We start from the raw sequence: 20,251 nt of genomic DNA on the forward strand, positions 1-20,251 counted from the left end.
GTCCTCAAACACTGTAGCGCAAGGCACCGGTCCACCGTGTCAGCCAATGCCGATGCCTTGCACCTGGGTCAAGAAAACACGCAGGCGGATCCTATCCGCAGACTCACTGCATCTGCGGCAGATTGCCGATGCGCACCAGCATTTCGGTGAACATCTGCATGTCCGCGTCCAGGTCCACCACTTCCTTGAACTCCTTGGCGTTGTGGGCCGTGTACTTCTTGCCCGGCATGGCGGGGCCAAAGTTGATGGCGTTGGGCATCAGCTTGGCCGTGGTGCTGCCAGCGGTGGGCACAGGCTGCGCAGGCAGGCCCGTGGTGTCGCCAAAGGTGTTGAGCAGCGTGGCCAGCCAGGCGCCCTTGGGGTCACGGGCCATCCAGTTGCCTTGGTTGTGGTCCACCTCGACCGCCACACCGGCCTGGTTGCCCCAGGCCTTGATGCGCTCGGTGGTGGCCTTCGCCAACGCTTCGGGCGTGTTGCCACGGGGCATGCGCACGTTCACCAGCACATCGACCTTGCCGTCTTTCTCACGGATCAGGTTGGGCGACATGGTCAGCGGGCCCATGAAGTCGTCGCTGTAAGCCAGGCCCAGGGTGCGACCAAGGTAGTCCACGCCATAAAGGTCCGCGATGTATTTCACGGCGTGGGCATAGCCATTGGCCGCCACCGCCAGGCCCGATTGCTGCAGGAACAGCGCCAGGCGCGGCAGCGGGTTCACGCCTTCTTCGGGGCGCGAGCCGTGGGCCGAGACACCCGTGACCTTGACCAGCACATCTGCGCCGTCACGCGCCACGTCGATGCTGAATTGGCCGCCCTGGCCGGTGTATTTGCCGATAAAGGCGTCTTTGCCAGCGCTGAGCTGACGTGCAATGGCGTCGGCATTGCCGCCACGCAGGCGGGCGGTGGCCGTCTGGGGCACTGCGTTGGCCGACGCGGCGCCGGCCATGGCCACGATGGTGGGCTGACTGCCTGCAGCGCCGCCCAGCGCAAAGGTGGTGCGCAGCGCGCCCGACCCCTTTTCCGCCACCACAGCGGGGTACTTGCTGTCGAGCACGATGTTGTACTCGGGCAGCGCGGTCTTGGCACGGTAGTACTTCATCGCGTCACCACCGGTTTCTTCGGTGGTTTCGATCATGAGGCGGATGGTGCGGGCCAGCGGCAGACCGCTTTCCTTCACCGCCTTCATGGCATACAGCACGGTGGCGATGGAGCCCTTGTCGTCAATGGAGCCCCGGCCGTACAGGTTGCCACCCACGCGGGTCAGCTTGAAGGGGTCGAGCTTGGTGCCGTCGTCCAGCACCCATTCATCAGCCACCACAGGCACCACGTCGGCGTGGGTCAGGATGCCAAACTCTTCGGGGCCGCTGCCGGGCAGCTTCACTTCAAAAATGCGGTTGTCCACGTTGCGGTATTGCAGGCCAAACTCTTTGGCCATGCCTTCCACCAGGGTGCCAAAAGCAATGATGTGCTTGTCCTCATGCGGCGGCACCTTGTCGGATCGCACCGTGGGAATGGCCACCATGCGCGCCGTGGCGTCGATCACGGCGGTCTGGTTCTTCAGGCGGTTGTACAGGCCCAGCAGGCGGCTGATGTTGACGAGGTCATCGCCCAGCAGCGTGGCCTTGCTGCCGTAGGCTGCCACGGCGGGGGCCAGCTCGGGCTGCATTTGGGCCGACAACGCCAGGAACTGGCTGAAGCTGCCAGACGCAGCGGTGGCCGACATGGCGGCGGGCGCTGCGGCAATGCGGTCCATCTCGGCCTTTTTGAGGGGGCCGCTGGCCTGGGGCACAGTGGAACAGGCGGACAGGGCAGCCACCAGCGTGGCGGTGAGCCAAAGCTTCTTCATGAGAACCTCTCTCTTCTTGGAGTCATAAGCCGCCGTTGCCATGTGGTCGGCAACATTGCGGGTCAGGGGAATGCAAACACAATGCAAACGCCGGGCACGCGGTGCCAGCGCGGCGCGAGTGTAGCCCCGCCCAGCGACGGACCGGGGGTAACAAAAAGTTACGCCACATCGCCCACTGCGACGGGCCAGCAGGCCCGGCATCCCGGCCAGCCAACGTCAGGACAGGCGCGTCACACCCGGCAGTTCGCAAGCGTAGATGGCGTTGCGCAGCGAGGCAATGGCTTCGTAGCGCGTGAAACTGCGCCGCCAAGCCAGCACCACGCGGCGCATGGGTGGCGGGCCGCCGTCTTTTTCCTGGATGGGAAGGTAGCGGATGTAGCTCTCGTCGCTCTTGCGGCGGCGCGACACTGTGAGCAGCGCATCGCGCGGGACCGACAGGCGGGGCACCAGCGTCACGCCCATGCCGGCGGCCACCATGTGCTTGATGGTCTCTAGCGACGAGCCTTCAAACGACTTGCGGATGCCCTCGGCATTGCTGGCAAAGCGAGCAAACTCGGGGCACACCTCCAGCACATGGTCGCGAAAGCAGTGGCCCGCGCCCAGCAGCAACATGGTTTCGTTCTTGAGTTCGGCCGCCGTGACCGACTTTTTGGCCGCCAGCTCGTGCGTGCTGGGCACGGCGGCCATGAAGGGCTCGTCGTACAGCGGCGCCATGGCCAGGCCGGTGTCGGGGAAGGGCTCAGCCAGGATGGCGCAATCGATCTCGCCCGTGCGCAGCATCTCCAGCAGCTTGACGGTGAAGTTCTCCTGCAGCATCAGCGGCATTTGTGGCGTGCGCGTGATGGACTGGCGCACCAGCTCGGGCAGCAGATAGGGCCCGATGGTGTAGATCACGCCCAGCGTGAGCGGCCCGGCCAGCGGGTCCTTGCCGCGCTTGGCGATTTCCTTGATGGCCGCCGCCTGCTCCAGCACGCTTTGCGCCTGGCGCACGATGTCCTCGCCCAGCGGAGTCACCGTGACCTCGCCCGCGCTGCGCTCGAAAAGCTTCACGTCCAGCTCTTCTTCCAGCTTCTTGATGGCCACCGAGAGCGTGGGTTGCGACACATAGCAGGCATCGGCCGCGTGGCCAAAGTGCTTCTCGCGGGCCACCGCAACGATGTACTTGAGTTCGGTGAGGGTCATGGTGTGTTCCTGCGGGCCGCATCAATGTTGATGGCAGCGTCTCATGCTTTGAGGTAGTCGGATTTTCCACCCAACCAGCGGGCCACGTGCTTTGCGGCCAATTCTGGGTGGCGGTCCAGCATCTGCGGGGCCAGTTCGCGCGCCCATTCCAGCAGATGGGTGTCCGTGGCCAGGTCGGCAAACCGCAGCAATGCATCGCCCGACTGGCGCGCGCCCAAAAACTCGCCGGGGCCCCGGATGTCCAGGTCGCGCCGGGCGATTTCGAAGCCGTCGTTGGTCTCGGCCATGGCGCGCAGGCGTTCCTTGGCGGTTTCACCCACACGGCCACTGTCGTTGGTGGCGTACAGCAGCACGCAGGCCGATGCCGCCGCGCCCCGCCCTACCCGGCCGCGCAGCTGGTGCAGCTGGCTCAGCCCAAAGCGCTCGGCATGCTCGATGACCATGAGCGAGGCATTGGGCACGTCCACACCCACTTCGATGACGGTGGTGCTGACCAGCACACCCATCTGGCCGCTGGTGAACAGCGCCATCACGGCTTTTTTCTCGGCCGTGGGCATGCGCGAGTGCAGCAGGCCCACCATGACGCCCGGTAAGGCCTCGCTCAGATCGGCGTGGGTGGCGGTGGCGTTGGACAGATCCAGCGCCTCGCTTTCTTCGATCAGCGGGCACACCCAGTACACCTGCCGCCCGGCCTCCACCTGCGCGCCAATGCGGGCAATCACCTCGTCTTTGCGGCTGTCCGCAATGAGTTTGGTGACGATGGGGGTGCGGCCCGGGGGCAGCTCGTCGATGACCGAGACATCCAGGTCGGCGTAGTAGCTCATCGCCAGCGTGCGCGGGATGGGTGTGGCGCTCATCATGAGCATGTGCGGCTCCATGCCGTGCTCGGCCAGCTTTTGCCGCAGCGCCAGCCGCTGCGCGACGCCAAAGCGGTGCTGCTCGTCGATGATGGCCAGCGCCAGGTTCTTGAACCGCACCTGATCCTGGATCACGGCGTGGGTGCCCACCACCAGCGCGGCCTCGCCGCTCTCGACCAGCGCGAGCATGGCGGTGCGGTCCTTCTTCTTTTGCCCGCCCACCAGCCAGGCCACCTTGCGGCCGCGCGCGGCCAGCAGCGGTTCGAGCCAGCCGATCATCTTGGCGAAATGCTGCTCGGCCAGGATTTCGGTGGGCGCCATCAGCGCGCACTGCCAGCCCGCGTCCATGGCCAGGCAGGCAGCCAAGGCAGACACGATGGTCTTGCCCGAGCCCACATCACCCTGCAACAAGCGGTGCATGGGCACCTTGCGCGCCAGGTCGGCCGCAATTTCTTCGCCCACGCGGCGCTGGGCAGCCGTCAGGTCGAACGGCAGAACGGCCATGAGCTGTTCATGCAGCGGCAATGCCCCGTTGTGGGCTGGCTGCGGGCGCAACACCGGGGCGCGCAGGCGGTCGCGCTCACGGCGCGATTGGTATTGGGACAGCTGCTGGGCCAGCAGCTCCTCGGCCTTCAGGCGCTGCCAGGCGGGGTGGCTTTGGTCTTCCAGGGTGGACAACGCCACATCGGGCGTGGGGTGGTGCAAAAAGATGAGCGCCTCGCGCAAGCTCCACGCGCCTTGGCGGCCATTTTGATGCCTAAAAACGGCAAAAGGCGGCTCGACGCCGGGCGGCAAGGTATCTGACAAGTCCACCCGCGCCAGGGCATTCACGACCGCACGGCGCAGATAGGGCTGCGCCAGCCCTGCGGTGGTGGGGTACACGGGAGTGAGCGCGGCGGGCAGCTCGCCACCCGCCTGGCGAAACGCCGGGTGCAGCATCTGCCGCCCCCAAAACCCGCCCTTGACCTCGCCCCGGATACGCAGCCGATTGCCCACGGCCAGCGTCTTCTGGTGCGAGGGGTAGAAGCTGAAAAAGCGCAACTCGCAAGTGCCCGTGGCGTCTTCCACCTGCACCAGCAGCTGGCGGCGCGGGCGCAGTTGCACCTCGCTGGCAGTCACCGTGGCTTCGATCTGCACGGTTTGCCCATCGCGCGCGCTGCCCAGCGGAGTGATGCGCGTTTCATCCTCGTAGCGCAGCGGCAGATGCAGGGCCAGGTCGATGTCGCGCCGAAGACCCAGCTTCTGCATGGCTTTTTGGGCGGCGCTCTGGGCTGCCGGGGCTGGGGCCCTAGGGGCTGCGGGCATTTTCTTCAAAGGGGATGGCAAATGGCGATGGCTTCGTCGGGCAAAAAGGCTAACATGGTTACTGTTTGTTCCTAGCGTTTCCGGCAGTCTGCGTTCTGAATAGTTGTCATGCTCAAGCGAATCCGTATTCAACATCTCACCCTGGGCATGTATCTGCACGAGTTCTGCGGCTCCTGGATGGATCACCCCTTCTGGCGCGCCAAATTCGTGCTCAAAGACCCCAAGGATCTGGCCCGCATCCAGGCGACGGCCATTGATGAGGTATGGATTGACACCTCTAAGGGGCTGGACGTGGCCGCTGGCGTGACCTCTGTATCTCGCGAAGAGGCGGATCTTCAGATCGACTCAGAGTTTGCGCTGCTAGAAGACATGCCCGCCATCGTCATCGCACCGCCGCCCCCGCCTCCGGCGCCCGTCGCCCCACGGGGCCGGCTGCCCGCCACGATGCAAAACGAGCTCAAGGTGGCAGCGTCGATTTGCAGTGAATCCAAGCGCGCCGTGGTGTCTATGTTCAACGAAGCCCGTCTGGGCAAGGCGGTGGACTCGGTCAGCGCCCAGAATCTGGTGGAAGAGATCTCAGACTCAGTCACCCGCAACCCCGGTGCGCTGATCAGCCTGGCGCGCCTGAAGACGGCAGACGACTACACCTACATGCATTCTGTGGCCGTGTGCGCCATGATGGTGGCGCTGGCCAAGCAGGTGGGGCTGAGCGAGGAACACACCCGCAGTGCGGGCATGGCGGGCTTGCTGCACGACCTGGGCAAGGCCGCCATCCCGCTGGCGGTGCTGAACAAGCCAGGCAAGCTCACCGACGATGAATTTGAGGTGATCAAAAGCCACCCTGTCGAGGGCTACAACATGCTCAAAGAGGGGGGCAGTGTCGAAGACTCTGTGCTGGACGCCTGCCTGCACCACCATGAAAAAATCGACGGGTCGGGCTACCCCGACAAGCTCAAGGGCGACGAAATCACCCTGATTGCCCGCATGACGGCGATTTGCGACGTGTACGACGCCATCACCTCCGATCGCCCCTACAAGCGCGGCTGGGACCCCTCTGAATCGCTGCGCCGCATGGCCGAATGGACCAAGGGCCACTTTGACCCGCGCCTGTTCCAGGCTTTCGTCAAAAGCATCGGCATCTACCCCGTAGGCTCGCTGGTGCGGCTGACGTCCGGGCGCATTGGGGTCGTGATGGAGCAGGGCGAAAAATCGCTCACATCCCCCCGCGTCAAGGTGTTTTTCTCCACCAAATCCGACCTGCGCATCCCGCCCGAGGTGGTGGACCTGGCAGAGCCCGGCTGCAATGAAAAGGTGGTGGCGCGGGAAGACCCGGACAAATGGCGCTTTCCGGACCTCAACGAGCTGTGGTCCGGCATGCCCGAGCGCCCCTGGTAGAGCAACGCAGCAGCGGCCCCAAGCGCCCCTCGGATTCCCAGCCGCTCCACAGCTCGACCCACAGCCCGCGATGACCCATTTTTTGACGCTCACGCTCAATCCGGCGCTGGACATTGCCACCAGCACCGAGCAAGTGCAGGCCACCCACAAACTGCGTTGCGCAGGCATGCAACGCTACCCCGGCGGTGGTGGCATCAATGTGGCCCGGGTGCTGCACCGTCTGGGCGCCCCTGTGCAAGCCTGGGCCCTTGCGGGCGGCCCTGCGGGCGCCCAGCTGCAGCAGTTGCTGGCGCGCGAAGGCGTGCCGACCCTGCCACACCCAATCAGCGGCGACACCCGCGAAAACCTGTCGGTGCTGGAGACCTGTACGGGACGCGAATTCCGTTTTGTGCTGCCGGGCCCCACGGTAGGGCCCGCCGACTGGCAGGCAGGCCTGGAGGTGCTTCGCACACCCACGTCAATCACCCTGCCTGCAGCACCCCACTGGGTCATCGCCAGCGGCAGCCTGCCGCCGGGCGTGCCCGATGACTTTTACGCCCAGGCCGCCCGCCTGGCCAAGGCCCAGGGCAGGCACGTGGTGCTGGACACCTCGGGCCCGCCCCTGGCCGCCGCCCTGCAGGGGGGCGTCACCCTCGTCAAACCCAGCCTGCGGGAGTTGCGCGAATTGCTGCAGCAGCCCCTGGCCAGCCTGCGGGAGCAAAGCCAGGCAGCGCAGTCGCTGGTGTTGCGCGGCTCAGCCGACATGGTGGCGCTATCGATGGGCGAAGACGGAGCCCTGCTGGCCACCCGCCATGGTGTGTGGCAGGCCCCAGCGCTGAATGTGCCCGCAGCCACCGGGACAACGGGGGCAGGCGATTGCTTTTTGGCCGCTCTGGTCTGGGCGCTGGCGCAGGGTGACGCGCCCCCCGACGCATTGCGCTGGGGGGTGGCCGCAGGGGCTGCGGCTTTGCTGGCACCCGGCACGGCATTGGCCCAGCGCGAAGAGATCCTCCGGCTGCTTGCCGCAGTCCCCGCGCCGCAAGCCGTGGCAAGCCCTGGCTGACTACAGACCGCAGTTGCCGTACGCCCCCGTGGGACAATAACGCCCCGTTTTGACGGTCACTTTTCTCCCGTCTTTTCCTCTTCCTTCTTGGCACGGGCCCGTTCGGCCCTCAAGCACATGACAGACTTCACGCCCGCAGCCCCTGGCGCGCCCCGCGCCTACACCCTCAGCGACTTTGACTTTGCGCTGCCCCCCGAACTGATTGCCCAGCACCCCGCCCCCGAACGCAGTGCCTCGCGCCTGCTGGACGGCCGGGCCATGCAGCCGGTGGACCGCATCTTTCGCGAACTGCCCAGCCAACTGCGCGAGGGCGACCTGCTGGTGTTCAACGACACCCGCGTGGTCAAGGCGCGCATCTTTGGCGAGAAGGCCAGCGGCGGCAAGCTGGAGCTGCTGATTGAACGCGTTTTGCCCGCCGAGGCCGGAAACCAGGGCAACGAAGTCGTGGCCCACATGAAGGTCAGCAAAAAGCCCCTGCCCGGTAGCCTGGTGCACATGGCCGGTGGTCGCAAAGGCGGTGGGTTTGACGCCCTGCTGCTGGGCCGCTGGCCCACGGAGGACGGCCCGCTGTTCCGCTTTGCGCTGCGGGGCCCTGCGGGCGAGTCGCCCTGGGAGCTGATGGACCGCCACGGCCACCTGCCGCTGCCACCCTACATCGAGCGCCACCAGAACACCGACCACGACCCCGACGAGGCCGAAGACAGCCAGCGCTACCAGACCGTGTTTGCGCGCGCACCCGGCGCCGTGGCCGCCCCCACCGCCGCGCTGCACTTTGACGAAGGCGTGCTGACCGACCTGGCCGCGCGCGGCATTGAACGCGCCAGCGTCACGCTGCATGTGGGCGCAGGCACCTTCCAGCCCTGCAAGACAGAAAACCTGGCCGAGCACCAGATGCACAGCGAGTGGTACGAAGTGCCCCTGGCCACGCTGGCCGCGCTCGAGCGCTGCCGCCAGCGCGGCGGGCGCGTGGTTGCGGTGGGCACCACCACGGTGCGCACGCTCGAATCCTGGGCGCGCACTGGCCTGGCGACGGGCGACACGAATATTTTCATCACCCCGGGCTTCAGCTTCCAGGTGGTGGATGTGCTCATCACCAACTTCCACCTGCCTAAAAGCACGCTGATGATGCTGGTGAGTGCGTTTGCGGGCTATGCCCATGTGATGGGTCTGTACCGCCACGCCATCGCCCAGGGCTACCGCTTTTTCAGCTATGGCGACGCCATGCTGCTGGAGCGCAGCGCCCAGGCCCCCAAAGAGGCGCCCCAAGCACCCCCAACAGCCCGCTGAGCCGCCCCATCCAGCCCCGCAAACTCGGCAAAACTGCACAGAGTGTGGGTTTGCCGACACAACGCCGGCGCGTGGCTGGCACACAGGCCACCTACACTCAGCCAGCCCTGCACACGGGTGGCCAGCCCCCGCGCTCAGGCGATCTGGCCACTCCGTGCGGGAGCCTGATTGCCCTACCCACAGGCATGCCTTCTCAGGGCATGCGTCACCTCTCTCGGACCAGCCCTCATGAACTCTTTGGTTTCGCGCTTTGCGGTCATCCCCTGCACTTTGTCTGCTGCACTGGTTCTGGGCGGCTGCGCATCTGCCCCAGCCCAGCAGGCGCCCTCCGCTGCGCCTGAAACCTCTGCGGCCAGTACAGCCTCATCTGCCTCATCTGCCTCATCTGCCTCATCTGCCTCATCTGCCTCATCGGGCAGCCAGACCGCCACAGAAGTCGGCCAGGCCATCACCTCGCCCCTGGGGGATCTGAACCTGGTCAAAGCCGACATCCCGGCCGTGCTGGCCGCTGCACGGCAAGCCCCCTACGCCGTCCCCACCGACCGCAGCTGCGCGGCACTGGCCGGACATATCCAGGCACTGGATGCCGTGCTGGGCGCCGACCTGGACACCCCCTCCACCGACCGCAACCCCAGCCTGATCGAACGCGGCGCAGGCGCCGCCAAGAAGGGCGCGATCGGTGCCGTCAAAGGTGCTGCAGAAGGCATCGTGCCCATGCGCAGCTGGGTGCGCAAACTCACCGGGGCAGAGAAGTACGCCCGAGAGGTCGAAGCATCCATCACCGCAGGCACCATCCGCCGCAGCTACCTCAAAGGCCTGGGCCAAGCCGCTGGCTGTGAAGCACCAGCGGCACCACGGGCGCCGGTGGCGGAGTAAGCCCAAGGCACCGGATTCGGTGCGACCTTCCACCTCTGTGAAACAGGCCAACGGCAGGCGTTTCGGTGAAATCAGCCCTGGGTCTGCCCCGGCCATGTGCCTGCCTCCTATGGCGCATTCACAACACTTGCAGCCTGCCCATGGGGTTTGGGCGATACGCTTTTAGAATCCAACCCCAGCCCACCCAGAAACAAAGCCCGTCCAAGATTGGATGGAGTCAGGCTGTGTCCTGCTTGGTTTGCTGAGCGAGCCACCCACCGCCTGCATTGGCTGCGCAAGCGAAGCTGTCCGAGCAACCCAGGGTTCCTTGGTGGTTGCCCCCTCTACCCTTTGAGCTGATCTATGCCCCGCAAGCATCGCCCATCCCGACTCCCCTTGCTCTTGCTGTCTCTGATCGCACCATTCTGTGTTCAGCCCGCGCAGGCCCAAGGCTCCGTCACCCTCCAACCCGATGGCAGCTTGCTGTACTCCGGTGACGCAGCGCGTTTCTCCATTGGCTATTCCAAAGGCGGCAAATTCCAGGGAGAGCTTTCAGGCGTGCTGCACGAACAGGCCAACAGCGCCTGGCTGGGCGAAGGCTGGGTGGCCCAGTCTTCTGGTGGCCTCAAGCTCAGCTACCACCAGTTGCAGGGTGCCACAGTGCACAAATACTTTCTGGCACATGACCAGAACCCCACCCGGGATCGCAAGATCACCTTGGGCTATGGCCGCGAAGAAAGCGACTGGTTTGGCAACCTGAATTTGAGCCGGGCTATCACCGGGCGCCGCCTCATGGGCACGACGTCCAGCACAACGACATTGGACGAAACTGGCGTTGCAGATGGTCGCCCCTATATCGACACCATCACCCGTACCCAAAGCACCCGGTTCTACGAAAAGGCCTACGACTACGGTATTGGCGTGCGGGCTGGTCGCACATTTGACAACCGCCAAGTCCGTATCACTGCTGGGTACGACTACGAATGGGGCCGCAGCAATGCCCACCAGCACACGGTGTCGCTGATGGCGGAAAAGGCGTTTGTGGGAACACCGCACAGCGTCGCACTGCAAGTAGACCGCGTCTTCAAGAGCGGCGACCTGGACACCACCCGCAATGAAACCCGTGCGATGGTGGTGTACCGCTATGCACTGGGAGGCAACAACAGCCAACCAGAGCGTCTGTTCCGCGTCACGCCTGTCGCGGCGCCAGTCACAGCACCCTCTGCAGAGCCGACTGCAGCCCAGATCCAAGCACCTCAAGAGCCTGTCAAACAGTGGGTGAAAACCAAGGCCAGCATGACGGCCGAGGCGTTTTTCGCATTCAACAGCGCACGCCTGACCCCTTCGGCCAAGGCAGAGCTGGACCGCGTTGCCCAGCAACTCAAAACCCAAGGGCACGAGGGCAACGTACTCATCATTGGCCACACCTGCGACCTGGGCAGCGACGCTGCCAACGACAAGCTGTCGCTGCAGCGCGCCACTGCGGTGCGTGACTACCTGGTTGCAGCCGGCGCATTTGGCGCGACCGAGTCCCTGGCAGAAGGGCGCGGCAAGCGCGACCCCAAGTACCCCGCAGAGCCCGCCACCCGCGAGAAGAACCGCCGCGTGGAATTGGAGTTCTACAGCTTTGTGGACGAGGAGCAAAAGGTGCAGCCCACCCCTGCGCCCGCGACAACCGCTGTCTCTGCCCCCCAACAGCCTGCGGTCACCTACGAGCGTGAGCTGGTCGACCAACCGCCTGCCTGGGTTCGCCAAGCACTGCGCACCCCCGCGCTGCACAAGCGCACGGTGGATGTGTACCGCACCAAGGAAGAAACCCAAACGGAAAGCCGCACGCGCGCCTGGGTCAACCGCGCTCCAACGGCCGCCGATGACGCTTACCAGGTCACTCAGAGCAGCAGCACGACGTTCCCCATTTTGGCGAATGACACAGATCCTGACCAAGGCGACACACTGACGCTGGTCTCCGTGGGGCAACCCGCCCAGGGCCGGGTGCGCATGGAAGGCTCACAGGTTGTCTACATCGCCCCTGCCAACTACGTAGGCAAAGACAGTTTCACGTACTCCATCAGAGACCAGCAGGGATTGACATCCACCGGGCAAGTCGCAGTGACCGTGGCGGGTACCACAACACCCACGAACCGAGCTCCAGTTGCCGCTGATGACAGCTACCAAGTAGCATCCGGCGCCAGCGCCGCTATGCCCGTGCTGTCAAATGATACGGATCCCGACGAAGGAGATACGCTCACGCTGGCCTCGGTAACCCAGCCCACCAAAGGATCGGTCCGCTTGGAAGGTCAACAGCTGATGTACACAGCACCCTCCAATTACGCCGGCACGGAACAGTTCACCTACACAGTGAAAGACCGCCAAGGGCTGAGCACGACAGCACGAGTGGTGGTGACCGTGACGGCAATCACCAACAACAACCATCCACCTGTCGCTGTGGCTGACACCTATTGGGTCAGCGGTCTGTCACCGTCCATCCTGACGGTGTTGGGCAACGACTCCGACCCAGATGGCGACGCACTCTCCATCGTTTCGGTGACTCAGCCTGCCGGTCAAACAGGCTCGGTTCAAATCATAGGTACGCAAATTCTGTTCACACCCAAGGCTCCTTTCCCTTCAGACACCTTCACCTATACCATCAGTGACGGCAAAGGTGGCCAATCCACCGCGATGGTGAAGCTGATTGATCCGTGAGGCGCGGAGCATGGCCACAGCGGCTGTGCATCCCACAATGACAAAGGGCGCTTCATGCGCCCTTTGTCATTCACAACGGCAGGAGTCGGGACCTATCAAGACAGGACCGCACGGGAGCCATGCCTGCCGGCAGTGTCCGCCGCGTCCAGCAACACACCCAGCGGAGTAGATCCGATCGGCGCTGCAGAACGGCTGCATCACCCCCGATGCCGCTCCCGAAACTCACGCGCCTGCCCAAAATGTCCATTGCCGATGAATGGCACCGGGGGCCGCAAGGCGGACAGTGGCGAGGGGTGGTTGGAGGTGAGCAGCAAGTGGCCGCGATCCTGCGGAATGAAGGCGCGCTTGGACTGGGCGTGTGCGCCCCACAGCATGAAGACGACCGGGCGGTCCCCCTCGGCCACATGGCGGATCACCGCGTCGGTCAGCAGCTCCCAGCCTTTGCCAGAGTGGCTGGCGGCCTGGCCCTCTTCCACCGTGAGGCAGGTGTTGAGCAATAGCACGCCGTTCTGTGCCCACTTCACCAAACTGCCGCCAGGGTTCGGGAAGGGGGGGAAAGGCGTGCCCAGGTCGCGCTGCATTTCCTTGAAGATGTTTTGCAGCGAAGGCGGCAAGCGCACACCGGACGCCACAGAGAATGCCAGCCCCTCGGCTTGGCCGCGCCCGTGGTACGGGTCCTGCCCCAGGATGACCACGCGCACCGCCTCGGGCGGGGTCAGCTCCAGCGCCCGCAGAGGGCGCGGGGGGAAGATGGCCGCCCCCGCGTCGATGCGCTCCTGCAGGTAGGCGAGCAGCTTTTGCCCCACGGCGCCGCCCAAGAACCCATCCACCAGCGACTGCCATCCCGCTGCGACAGGCCAATCCGAAGGGATGACGGTCTGCAATTGGGTCGCAGCAAAGTCCTCAGGTGCAGCATTCATAGTCAAAAAGGCCTCTAGCGCTTGAATAGAAAGCGCAAATAGCTATCAAATCAATAGCAATCACCACCACAAAAGCAACAGCGACAGCAATTACTGGAACAGCTTGGCCAGCGCCAGGCCGGGGTCGTCCGCGCGCATGAAGGCCTCGCCCACCAGGAAGGCGTGCACGCCTGCGTCGCGCATCGTCTTGACATCGGCGGGCTTGAGGATGCCCGACTCGGTGACCAGCAGGCGGTCTTGCGGTACGTCTTTCAACATGCCCAGCGTCGTGTCCAGCGTGACCTCGAACGTGCGCAGGTTGCGGTTGTTGATACCGACCAGCGGAGTCTTGAGCTTGAGCGCACGCTCCAGCTCAGGGCGGTCGTGCACCTCCACCAACACAGCCATGTCCAGGCTGCGGGCGATAGCCTCAAAGTCGGCCATCTGCGCGTCATCCAGGCAGGCGGCGATCAGCAAGATGGCATCGGCGCCCATGGCGCGCGATTCATAGATCTGGTAGGCATCCACCATGAAATCCTTGCGCAGCACGGGCAGCAAAGTGCTGGCGCGGGCTTGCTTGAGGTAATCAGGCTGGCCCTGAAAGAACTGCCGGTCGGTCAGCACCGACAAACAGGCCGCGCTGACCTTGCCATCGCCTTCCATATAGCTTTGGGCGATGTCGGCGGGCTCGAAGTTGGCGCGCAGAACGCCCTTGGATGGACTGGCCTTCTTGACCTCTGCAATCACTGCCGCCTGGCCCTTGGCGATCTTGGCGCGCAGTGCGCCTTCAAAGTCGCGGGTGAGCACGCGGCTCTCGGCGTCAGCGCGAATCACGTCAAACGGCAGGCGCTTTTTGGCGGCGGCCACTTCCTCGTGTTTGACGGCGACGATTTTGTTCAGGATATCGGACATGGTTTCACTTTCAAAAATGGACGATCGGGCAGGTCATCAGGTGCGTACACGCGGCCGCCTCGTACGCCTCACGCAGGGTCTGGCTTGGCGCTGCGAGGCAAGCCCGGCAGCGGTGCGCCTGAGCGACGGATCTCCAGCCGCTGCGCGAGGCGGCTGACAAAATGGTCCAGGGTTGCCATCTCTTCGGGTTTGCCGGAGTTGGCATGGATCAGCGCCAAAGCAGCCACAGGACCCCGGCGCGCATGGCGCAACTCCAACTGCCAAGCGGCCTCTTCGCCGTCACCCCCCACGTAGCAGCCCAGGCTGTAGTCCGGCCCCAGGGTGATGACAGAGTGACCGTGCAGCCCAACCGGGGTCAACTTGCGCTGCTCGAAATGGACCTCCCAACCCTGTTGCTTTTTGCGTTGGCGCTTTTGCACCAAGGCCCATGTGGCCCAAGTCGCCAAGGCGCCCAGCACCAGCATCCAAACAAGCCATCCCAGCCCGCCAAGGCGCAACGATACAACGATGGAAAAGAAGAGCCCAGCAGCGGCGGCCCATGTATTGAGCACTTCCAACCAGAGCACCCAAGCCCCTCCACCCGCGTGCTGCGGCAACCACAGGCGAGGCTGTTGTTCCACCGCTGCAGCCAAGCCGTTGAGGCCGTGCTGCCGTATCAAGGGCCGACGGGCAACGCTCACGGTTGCACCTTGTCCTCACGGGGCTGGGTCACGCTGTCGCCCTCCGGCCCCTTCAGTACACGCACAAACACGCGGTGCAGCACCACCCCCACGGCAATGAACAGCGCGGAAACGCCCAACGCAATCCACAGACCGGGGTCATGCCACATGGCTGCTTAGCCCGCCAGCGCGTGGGTGCGAACCACCAGCGCCTCCAGCTTGGCCTTGGCGGCGCCGCTTGCAATCACAGCGCGGGCCTTGGCGATGCCATCCGCGATGGATTCGGCCACATTGGCGGCATACAGCGCCACGCCTGCGTTCAGGCAGACAATGTCTTGCGCGGCACCGGGCTCGCCTTTGAGCACACCGATCAGCATCTCGCGCGACTGCTCCGGCGTCTCGACCTTGAGGGCGCGGTTGCTGGCCATCGGCAGGCCGAAGTCCTCGGGGTGGATTTCGTACTCGGTGATCTGGCCATTCTTCAGCTCGCCCACCAGCGTGGCGGCGCCCAGGCTCACTTCGTCCATGCCGTCGCGGCCGTAGACCACCATGGCGTGCTCGGCACCCAGGCGTTGCAGCGCGCGCACCTGGATACCGACGAGGTCTGGGTGGAACACGCCCATCAAGATGTTGGGCGCACCGGCCGGGTTGGTCAGCGGGCCCAGGATGTTGAAGATGGTGCGCACGCCCAGTTCCTTGCGCACCGGGGCCACGTTCTTCATGGCAGGGTGGTGGTTGGGCGCAAACATGAAGCCGATGCCGACTTCAGCGATGCACTGGGCGATCTGCTCGGGCTTGAGGTTGATGTGGATGCCCAGAGCCTCCATCACATCGGCGCTGCCGCTTTTGCTGGACACGCCCCGTCCGCCATGTTTGCTGACCTTGGCGCCTGCGGCGGCTGCCACGAACATCGAGCAGGTGGAGATGTTGAAGGTGTTGGCGCCGTCGCCGCCTGTGCCCACGATGTCCACCATGTGGGTCGCGTCCTTCACATGCACCTTGGTGCTGAACTCGCGCATCACCTGCGCGGCGGCGGTGATCTCGCCGATGGTTTCCTTCTTCACTCGCAGGCCGGTGATGATGGATGCGGTCATGACCGGGGAGAGTTCGCCGTTCATGATGAGCCGCATCAGGTGCAGCATCTCGTCGTGGAAGATTTCGCGGTGCTCGATGGTGCGCTGCAGCGCTTCCTGGGGGGTAATAGGCATGAAATATCTCCCGGCGTTTTAGGCTGAGGGTTGGTCTGTGAGGGCCAGCTTGAGCCCGAATCCGATGAACATGGCACCTGCCACGCGGTCCAGCCAGTGCATACCGCGCCGGATGGCCGTGGCGCGCCGCGCCATCCACGACGCAGCCAGCGCCCACCCCACGTTGACGGGAATGGCGTTCACGTTGAACAGCACGCCCAGCAGCACAAAGGCCAGCGCCTTGTTGTCGGTGCCCGGCGCGATGAACTGCGGCACAAAGGCCAGGAAGAAGATGGCGACCTTGGGGTTGAGCACATTGGTCCAGAAACCGCCCAAGAACACCTTGGAGAGCGGCGTGTGCTGCGCAGGCGCCGCTTGCGCCGCCGCCAGCGCTGCGTTGTTGCCCCCGTCGGCACCAGGCTTGGACAGCAACATGCGCACGCCCATCCACATCAGGTACGCCGCACCGATCCACTTGAGCACGGTGAACGCCGTGGCCGATGCGGCCAGCAGCGCGCCCACGCCCACGGCGGCCGCAAAGATGTGCACAAAACACCCAGCCGTGATGCCCAGCCCCGCCACGATGCCCGCCCGTGTGCCGGAGCGCAGCGCGTTGGTCACGATGTAAAGCACATCAGGGCCGGGGGTCAGGTTCAGCAGCCAGCCTGCGGCGATGAACATCACCAGTTGGTGGCTGTCGATCATCACGCGCGCTGCTCCAGAAAGTTCTTGAGCATGGCGTGGCCGTGTTCGGTCAAGATGCTTTCGGGGTGGAACTGCACGCCTTCAATCGCGAGCGTCTTGTGGCGCACCCCCATGATTTCGCCATCTTCCGTCCAGGCCGTTACTTCCAGCACGTCGGGGCAGGTAGCACGCTCAATGGACAGGGAGTGGTAGCGGTTGACGGTGAATTGCTCGGGCAAACCGGCGAACACGCCCTTCTGCGTAGTGGTGATGACGCTGGTCTTGCCGTGCATCAGTTGCTGAGCGCGGATGATGTTGCCGCCAAACGCCGCACCAATGGCCTGGTGGCCCAGGCACACGCCCAGGATGGGTAGCTTGCCCGCAAAGTGCTTGATCGCGGCGACCGAGATGCCGGCCTCGGCGGGCGAGCAGGGGCCGGGCGAGATAACCAAGCGGTCGAGCTGACCCGCGTTCAGGCGCACTTCGATCTCGGCCACGGTGATCTCGTCGTTGCGGAACACCTCGACCTCGGCTCCCAGTTCACCAAAGTACTGGACGATGTTGTAGGTGAAGCTGTCGTAGTTATCGACCATCAAGAGTTTCATGCGGCGCTCCCGGCAAGGGCGGGCTCGCGCAGACGGGCGAACTCGCGGTGTTCATAGGCAATGCAGGCTTCCATGAGGCTGCGGTAGATGGCTTCCATCACATCGGCGTCGCCGCCTTCGGCCCCAGCGCGTTCGCGCACACGGGCCACGATGGCTTCGATGCGGGCTTCGTCGCGCACCTGTTCCACACCTTGCTTGATGCGGGCGGCCTGGGTCATGTAGCCCACGCGCTCGACCAGCAAGGGGACCAGCACGTCGTCCAGCACATTCACCTCGCGGCGTACGTCCTGCATGGTGGTGCAGTGTTTGGTTCGGGAAATGGCGCGGGTCATTCCAAGCCCTCCTCGACCAGCTCGGCGGCACGCAGCAGCGCGCGGGCCTTGTGCTCGGTTTCTTTCCACTCCAGCTCTGGCACTGAGTCAGCCACCACACCGGCGGCGGCCTGCACATACAGCGTGCCGTTCTTGATAATGCCGGTGCGAATCGCAATGGCCACATCCATGTCGCCTGCGTAGCTCAGGTAGCCGCAGGCGCCGCCGTACAGGCCACGCTTGGTCGGTTCGAGCTGGTCAATCAGTTCCATCGCATGCACCTTGGGCGCGCCGGTCAGCGTGCCCGCAGGGAAGGTGGCCTTGAGCACGTCCATGCTGGTCATGCCGTCGTGCAGGATGCCTTCCACGTTGCTAACGATGTGCATCACGTGGCTGTAGCGCTCTACCGCAAAGGCCTCGGTCACCTTCACGGTGCCGGTCTTGGCGATGCGACCGATGTCGTTGCGCGCCAGGTCTATCAGCATCACGTGCTCGGCGCGCTCCTTGGGGTCGTTGATGAGTTCGACCTCGGTGGCCTTGTCCTTCTCGGGCGTGGCACCGCGCGGGCGGGTGCCGGCCAGGGGGCGGATGGTGACCTTAGTGCCTTCGTCGGTTTTTTCCTGGCGCACCAAAATTTCGGGGCTGGCGCCCACCACATGGAAGTCGCCGAAGTCGTAGAAGTACATGTACGGCGACGGGTTCAGCGAACGCAGCGCGCGGTAAAGGCTTAGCGGGCTTTCGGTGTAACGCTTGTGGATGCGCTGGCCTACCTGCACCTGCATGAAGTCGCCGGCGGCGATCAACTCCTTGGCGCGGTCCACGGCGGCCAGGTAGTCGGCCTTGGCGAAGTCGCGCTGGGCGGGGTGGCTTTCGGTGGCCTTCACCACAGGCGCGCTCACCGAATATTTCAGCTGCTCCTTCAGGTCGCGCAGACGTTTCTTGGCCTTGGCATACGCCTCGGGCTGGGCCGGGTCCGCGTAGACGATGAGGTAGAGCTTGCCCGAGAGGTTGTCGATGACGGCCAGTTCCTCGCACTGCAGCAGCAGGATGTCGGGGCAGCCCAGGGTGTCGGGCGGGCAAGTGGCTTCGAGCTTCTTTTCGATGTAGCGCACCGCGTCGTAGCCGAAGTAGCCAGCCAGGCCACCGCAAAAGCGCGGCAGGCCGGGGCGCAGCGCCACCTTGAACCGCTTTTGGTATGCCTCGATGAAATCAAGCGGGTTGCCTTGCGCGGTCTCGACCACCTGGCCGTCGGTCACGACCTCGGTGCGCGCCGCATCGCCAAAGCCGCTGGCGCGCAGCAGCGTGCGCGCGGGCAGGCCGATGAAGCTGTAGCGCCCAAAGCGCTCGCCACCCACCACGGATTCGAGCAAGAAGCTGTGCTTGCCGCCGTCCTTGGTGTGCGCCAGCTTCAGGTACAGCGAGAGCGGGGTTTCCAGGTCCGCAAAGGCCTCGAGCATGAGCGGAATGCGGTTGTAGCCTTCGCTGGCCAGGCTTTTGAATTCAAGTTCTGTGATCACGGGGAGGGCTCCCAGCTGTCGCAGCGCGTATCCCTTAGCAATGAAAAAGGGGCGCTGCGGTCCATTCAATCGGCCTCACCGCATCGGGGTGGAGGCCACGGGTGCACGCTGGGGCGGTTGCCCAGGTGCTTTCAGGCGTTCAAAAGGACAGGCTGACGCCAGGGCCAGGCTCCCCGGTCGCTGCAACCTGTGATGAACACGTGATGAATGAACATGGGCCAAAGTGTAGCAAACACGGTCATTGATTTTTGATAGAACCCCTCAGCACAACACCACCAGCGGGCATCCCATCGAAAACCCTGTTGTCACACCCGCACAGTCCAGCAACAATTTGAAACGAACGACCGTTCTTTTTCTAGCATTCTTTTCCAATAGGGAGTTGTGGATGAAACTCATGGAGCGATGGGCGGTGGGCTTGTGCGCCTGCCTGCTGGCAGGCAGCGCCTGGTGCCAGGCCGTGACGGTGGCCGATGTGAAATACGACGCCACCAGTGCGCTGGGCGACACGGCCTTGCAACTCAACGGCGCCGGGGTGCGTTACAAGGCCGTGTTCAAGGTCTACACCGCCGGGCTGTACCTGGAAAAGAAAGCATCCACCCCCCAAGAAGTGGCCGCCCTGCGTGGCGCCAAGCGCATGAGCATCACCATGCTGCGCGAGATCGACTCCACAGAACTGGGCAAGCTGTTCTCACGCGGCATGGAAGACAACATGGACCGCGCCGCGTTCTCGCGCATCGTGCCGGGCGTGCTGCGGATGAGCCAAATTTTTTCAGAGCACAAAAAACTGCAGCCAGGTGACCAGTTCATGATCGACTGGATTCCGGGCACCGGCACGGTGATCACGGTCAAAGGGAAGCCCCAGGGCGAGCCGTTCAAAGAGCCCGAGTTTTTCAACGCCCTGCTGGGCATCTGGCTGGGCAACCTGCCCGCCGACTTCAAGCTCAAAGACGCGCTGCTGGGCAAGCCGGCCTGATCCGGCCGCCTGAGCCGCGCCGCCGCGCTCTCTGG

The 20,251-nt window shown here is 64.4% G+C and carries 18 protein-coding genes; 6 read left to right on the forward strand and 12 right to left on the reverse strand.

Annotated elements, in window-relative coordinates:
• Nucleotides 1-103 precede the first annotated feature (103 nt).
• The 3 genes from C8C98_RS05555 to recG form a co-directional block, all read right to left on the reverse strand.
• On the reverse strand, nt 104-1,843 hold the full coding sequence (locus C8C98_RS05555; protein ID WP_121453456.1) for a dipeptidase: 1,740 nt from the start codon (nt 1,841-1,843) through the stop codon (nt 104-106).
• A 216-nt stretch (nt 1,844-2,059) separates the two neighbouring features.
• Nucleotides 2,060-3,025 (reverse strand): LysR substrate-binding domain-containing protein, encoded by a 966-nt coding sequence (locus C8C98_RS05560; protein WP_121453457.1) that lies wholly within the window; start codon nt 3,023-3,025, stop codon nt 2,060-2,062.
• A 41-nt stretch (nt 3,026-3,066) separates the two neighbouring features.
• Nucleotides 3,067-5,187: an ATP-dependent DNA helicase RecG gene (gene recG / locus C8C98_RS05565; RefSeq protein ID WP_121453458.1), complete on the reverse strand. Its 2,121-nt coding sequence runs from the start codon at nt 5,185-5,187 to the stop codon at nt 3,067-3,069.
• A 108-nt stretch (nt 5,188-5,295) separates the two neighbouring features.
• Between recG and C8C98_RS05570 the strand changes: the two genes are divergently transcribed.
• The 5 genes from C8C98_RS05570 (at nt 5,296) to C8C98_RS05590 (ending at nt 12,469) form a co-directional block, all read left to right on the forward strand.
• Nucleotides 5,296-6,582, forward strand: coding sequence for an HD-GYP domain-containing protein (locus C8C98_RS05570; RefSeq protein ID WP_121453459.1), 1,287 nt, complete (start codon nt 5,296-5,298; stop codon nt 6,580-6,582).
• A gap of 70 nt (nt 6,583-6,652) precedes the next feature.
• The gene (locus C8C98_RS05575) at nt 6,653-7,624 is read left to right on the forward strand and encodes a 1-phosphofructokinase family hexose kinase (protein WP_121453460.1); all 972 of its coding nucleotides are present in this window, start codon (nt 6,653-6,655) and stop codon (nt 7,622-7,624) included.
• 117 nt (nt 7,625-7,741) lie between these two features.
• Complete coding sequence (queA, locus tag C8C98_RS05580; protein WP_121453461.1) at nt 7,742-8,911, forward strand: tRNA preQ1(34) S-adenosylmethionine ribosyltransferase-isomerase QueA; 1,170 nt, start codon at nt 7,742-7,744, stop codon at nt 8,909-8,911.
• Nucleotides 8,912-9,139: 228 nt separating this feature from the next.
• Nucleotides 9,140-9,787, forward strand: a complete 648-nt coding sequence (locus C8C98_RS05585) for a hypothetical protein (protein WP_233574461.1) — start codon at nt 9,140-9,142, stop codon at nt 9,785-9,787.
• Between the two features lie 342 nt (nt 9,788-10,129).
• Nucleotides 10,130-12,469 carry an Ig-like domain-containing protein gene (locus tag C8C98_RS05590; RefSeq protein WP_121453462.1) on the forward strand — a complete coding sequence of 780 codons (2,340 nt, stop codon included), beginning with the start codon at nt 10,130-10,132 and terminating at the stop codon, nt 12,467-12,469.
• A gap of 197 nt (nt 12,470-12,666) precedes the next feature.
• Here the strand turns inward: C8C98_RS05590 and C8C98_RS05595 are convergent, their stop codons facing one another.
• The 9 genes from C8C98_RS05595 to trpE form a co-directional block, all read right to left on the reverse strand.
• Nucleotides 12,667-13,389 (reverse strand): uracil-DNA glycosylase, encoded by a 723-nt coding sequence (locus C8C98_RS05595; protein ID WP_121453463.1) that lies wholly within the window; start codon nt 13,387-13,389, stop codon nt 12,667-12,669.
• A gap of 90 nt (nt 13,390-13,479) precedes the next feature.
• Nucleotides 13,480-14,280: an indole-3-glycerol phosphate synthase TrpC gene (trpC, locus tag C8C98_RS05600; RefSeq protein WP_121453464.1), complete on the reverse strand. Its 801-nt coding sequence runs from the start codon at nt 14,278-14,280 to the stop codon at nt 13,480-13,482.
• Between the two features lie 68 nt (nt 14,281-14,348).
• Nucleotides 14,349-14,960 carry a hypothetical protein gene (locus C8C98_RS21495; RefSeq protein ID WP_147436329.1) on the reverse strand — a complete coding sequence of 204 codons (612 nt, stop codon included), beginning with the start codon at nt 14,958-14,960 and terminating at the stop codon, nt 14,349-14,351.
• Nucleotides 14,957-15,109 (reverse strand): hypothetical protein, encoded by a 153-nt coding sequence (locus C8C98_RS21855; protein ID WP_199726555.1) that lies wholly within the window; start codon nt 15,107-15,109, stop codon nt 14,957-14,959. The genes C8C98_RS21495 and C8C98_RS21855 overlap by 4 nt, the downstream gene beginning before the upstream one ends.
• Nucleotides 15,110-15,115: 6 nt before the next feature.
• Nucleotides 15,116-16,147, reverse strand: a complete 1,032-nt coding sequence (gene trpD, locus C8C98_RS05610; RefSeq protein WP_121453466.1) for an anthranilate phosphoribosyltransferase — start codon at nt 16,145-16,147, stop codon at nt 15,116-15,118.
• Nucleotides 16,148-16,165: 18 nt separating this feature from the next.
• Nucleotides 16,166-16,831 (reverse strand): LysE family translocator, encoded by a 666-nt coding sequence (locus C8C98_RS05615; RefSeq protein ID WP_121453467.1) that lies wholly within the window; start codon nt 16,829-16,831, stop codon nt 16,166-16,168.
• Entirely contained in the window at nt 16,831-17,415 is a 585-nt protein-coding gene (locus tag C8C98_RS05620) for an aminodeoxychorismate/anthranilate synthase component II (RefSeq protein ID WP_121453468.1), read from the reverse strand. Before C8C98_RS05620 ends, C8C98_RS05615 begins: the two co-directional genes overlap by 1 nt.
• Nucleotides 17,412-17,747, reverse strand: coding sequence for a chorismate mutase (locus tag C8C98_RS05625; protein ID WP_121453469.1), 336 nt, complete (start codon nt 17,745-17,747; stop codon nt 17,412-17,414). The genes C8C98_RS05620 and C8C98_RS05625 overlap by 4 nt, the downstream gene beginning before the upstream one ends.
• Nucleotides 17,744-19,243, reverse strand: coding sequence for an anthranilate synthase component I (trpE, locus tag C8C98_RS05630; protein ID WP_121456049.1), 1,500 nt, complete (start codon nt 19,241-19,243; stop codon nt 17,744-17,746). The genes C8C98_RS05625 and trpE overlap by 4 nt, the downstream gene beginning before the upstream one ends.
• A gap of 385 nt (nt 19,244-19,628) precedes the next feature.
• On the opposite strand from trpE, the gene C8C98_RS05635 reads away from it, so the two are divergent.
• Nucleotides 19,629-20,216, forward strand: coding sequence for a chalcone isomerase family protein (locus tag C8C98_RS05635; RefSeq protein WP_121453470.1), 588 nt, complete (start codon nt 19,629-19,631; stop codon nt 20,214-20,216).
• The last annotated feature ends 35 nt before the right edge of the window (nt 20,217-20,251 follow it).

The sequence above is a fragment of the Acidovorax sp. 106 genome, from assembly GCF_003663825.1.
Taxonomy (GTDB): Bacteria; Pseudomonadota; Gammaproteobacteria; order Burkholderiales; family Burkholderiaceae_C; genus Acidovorax.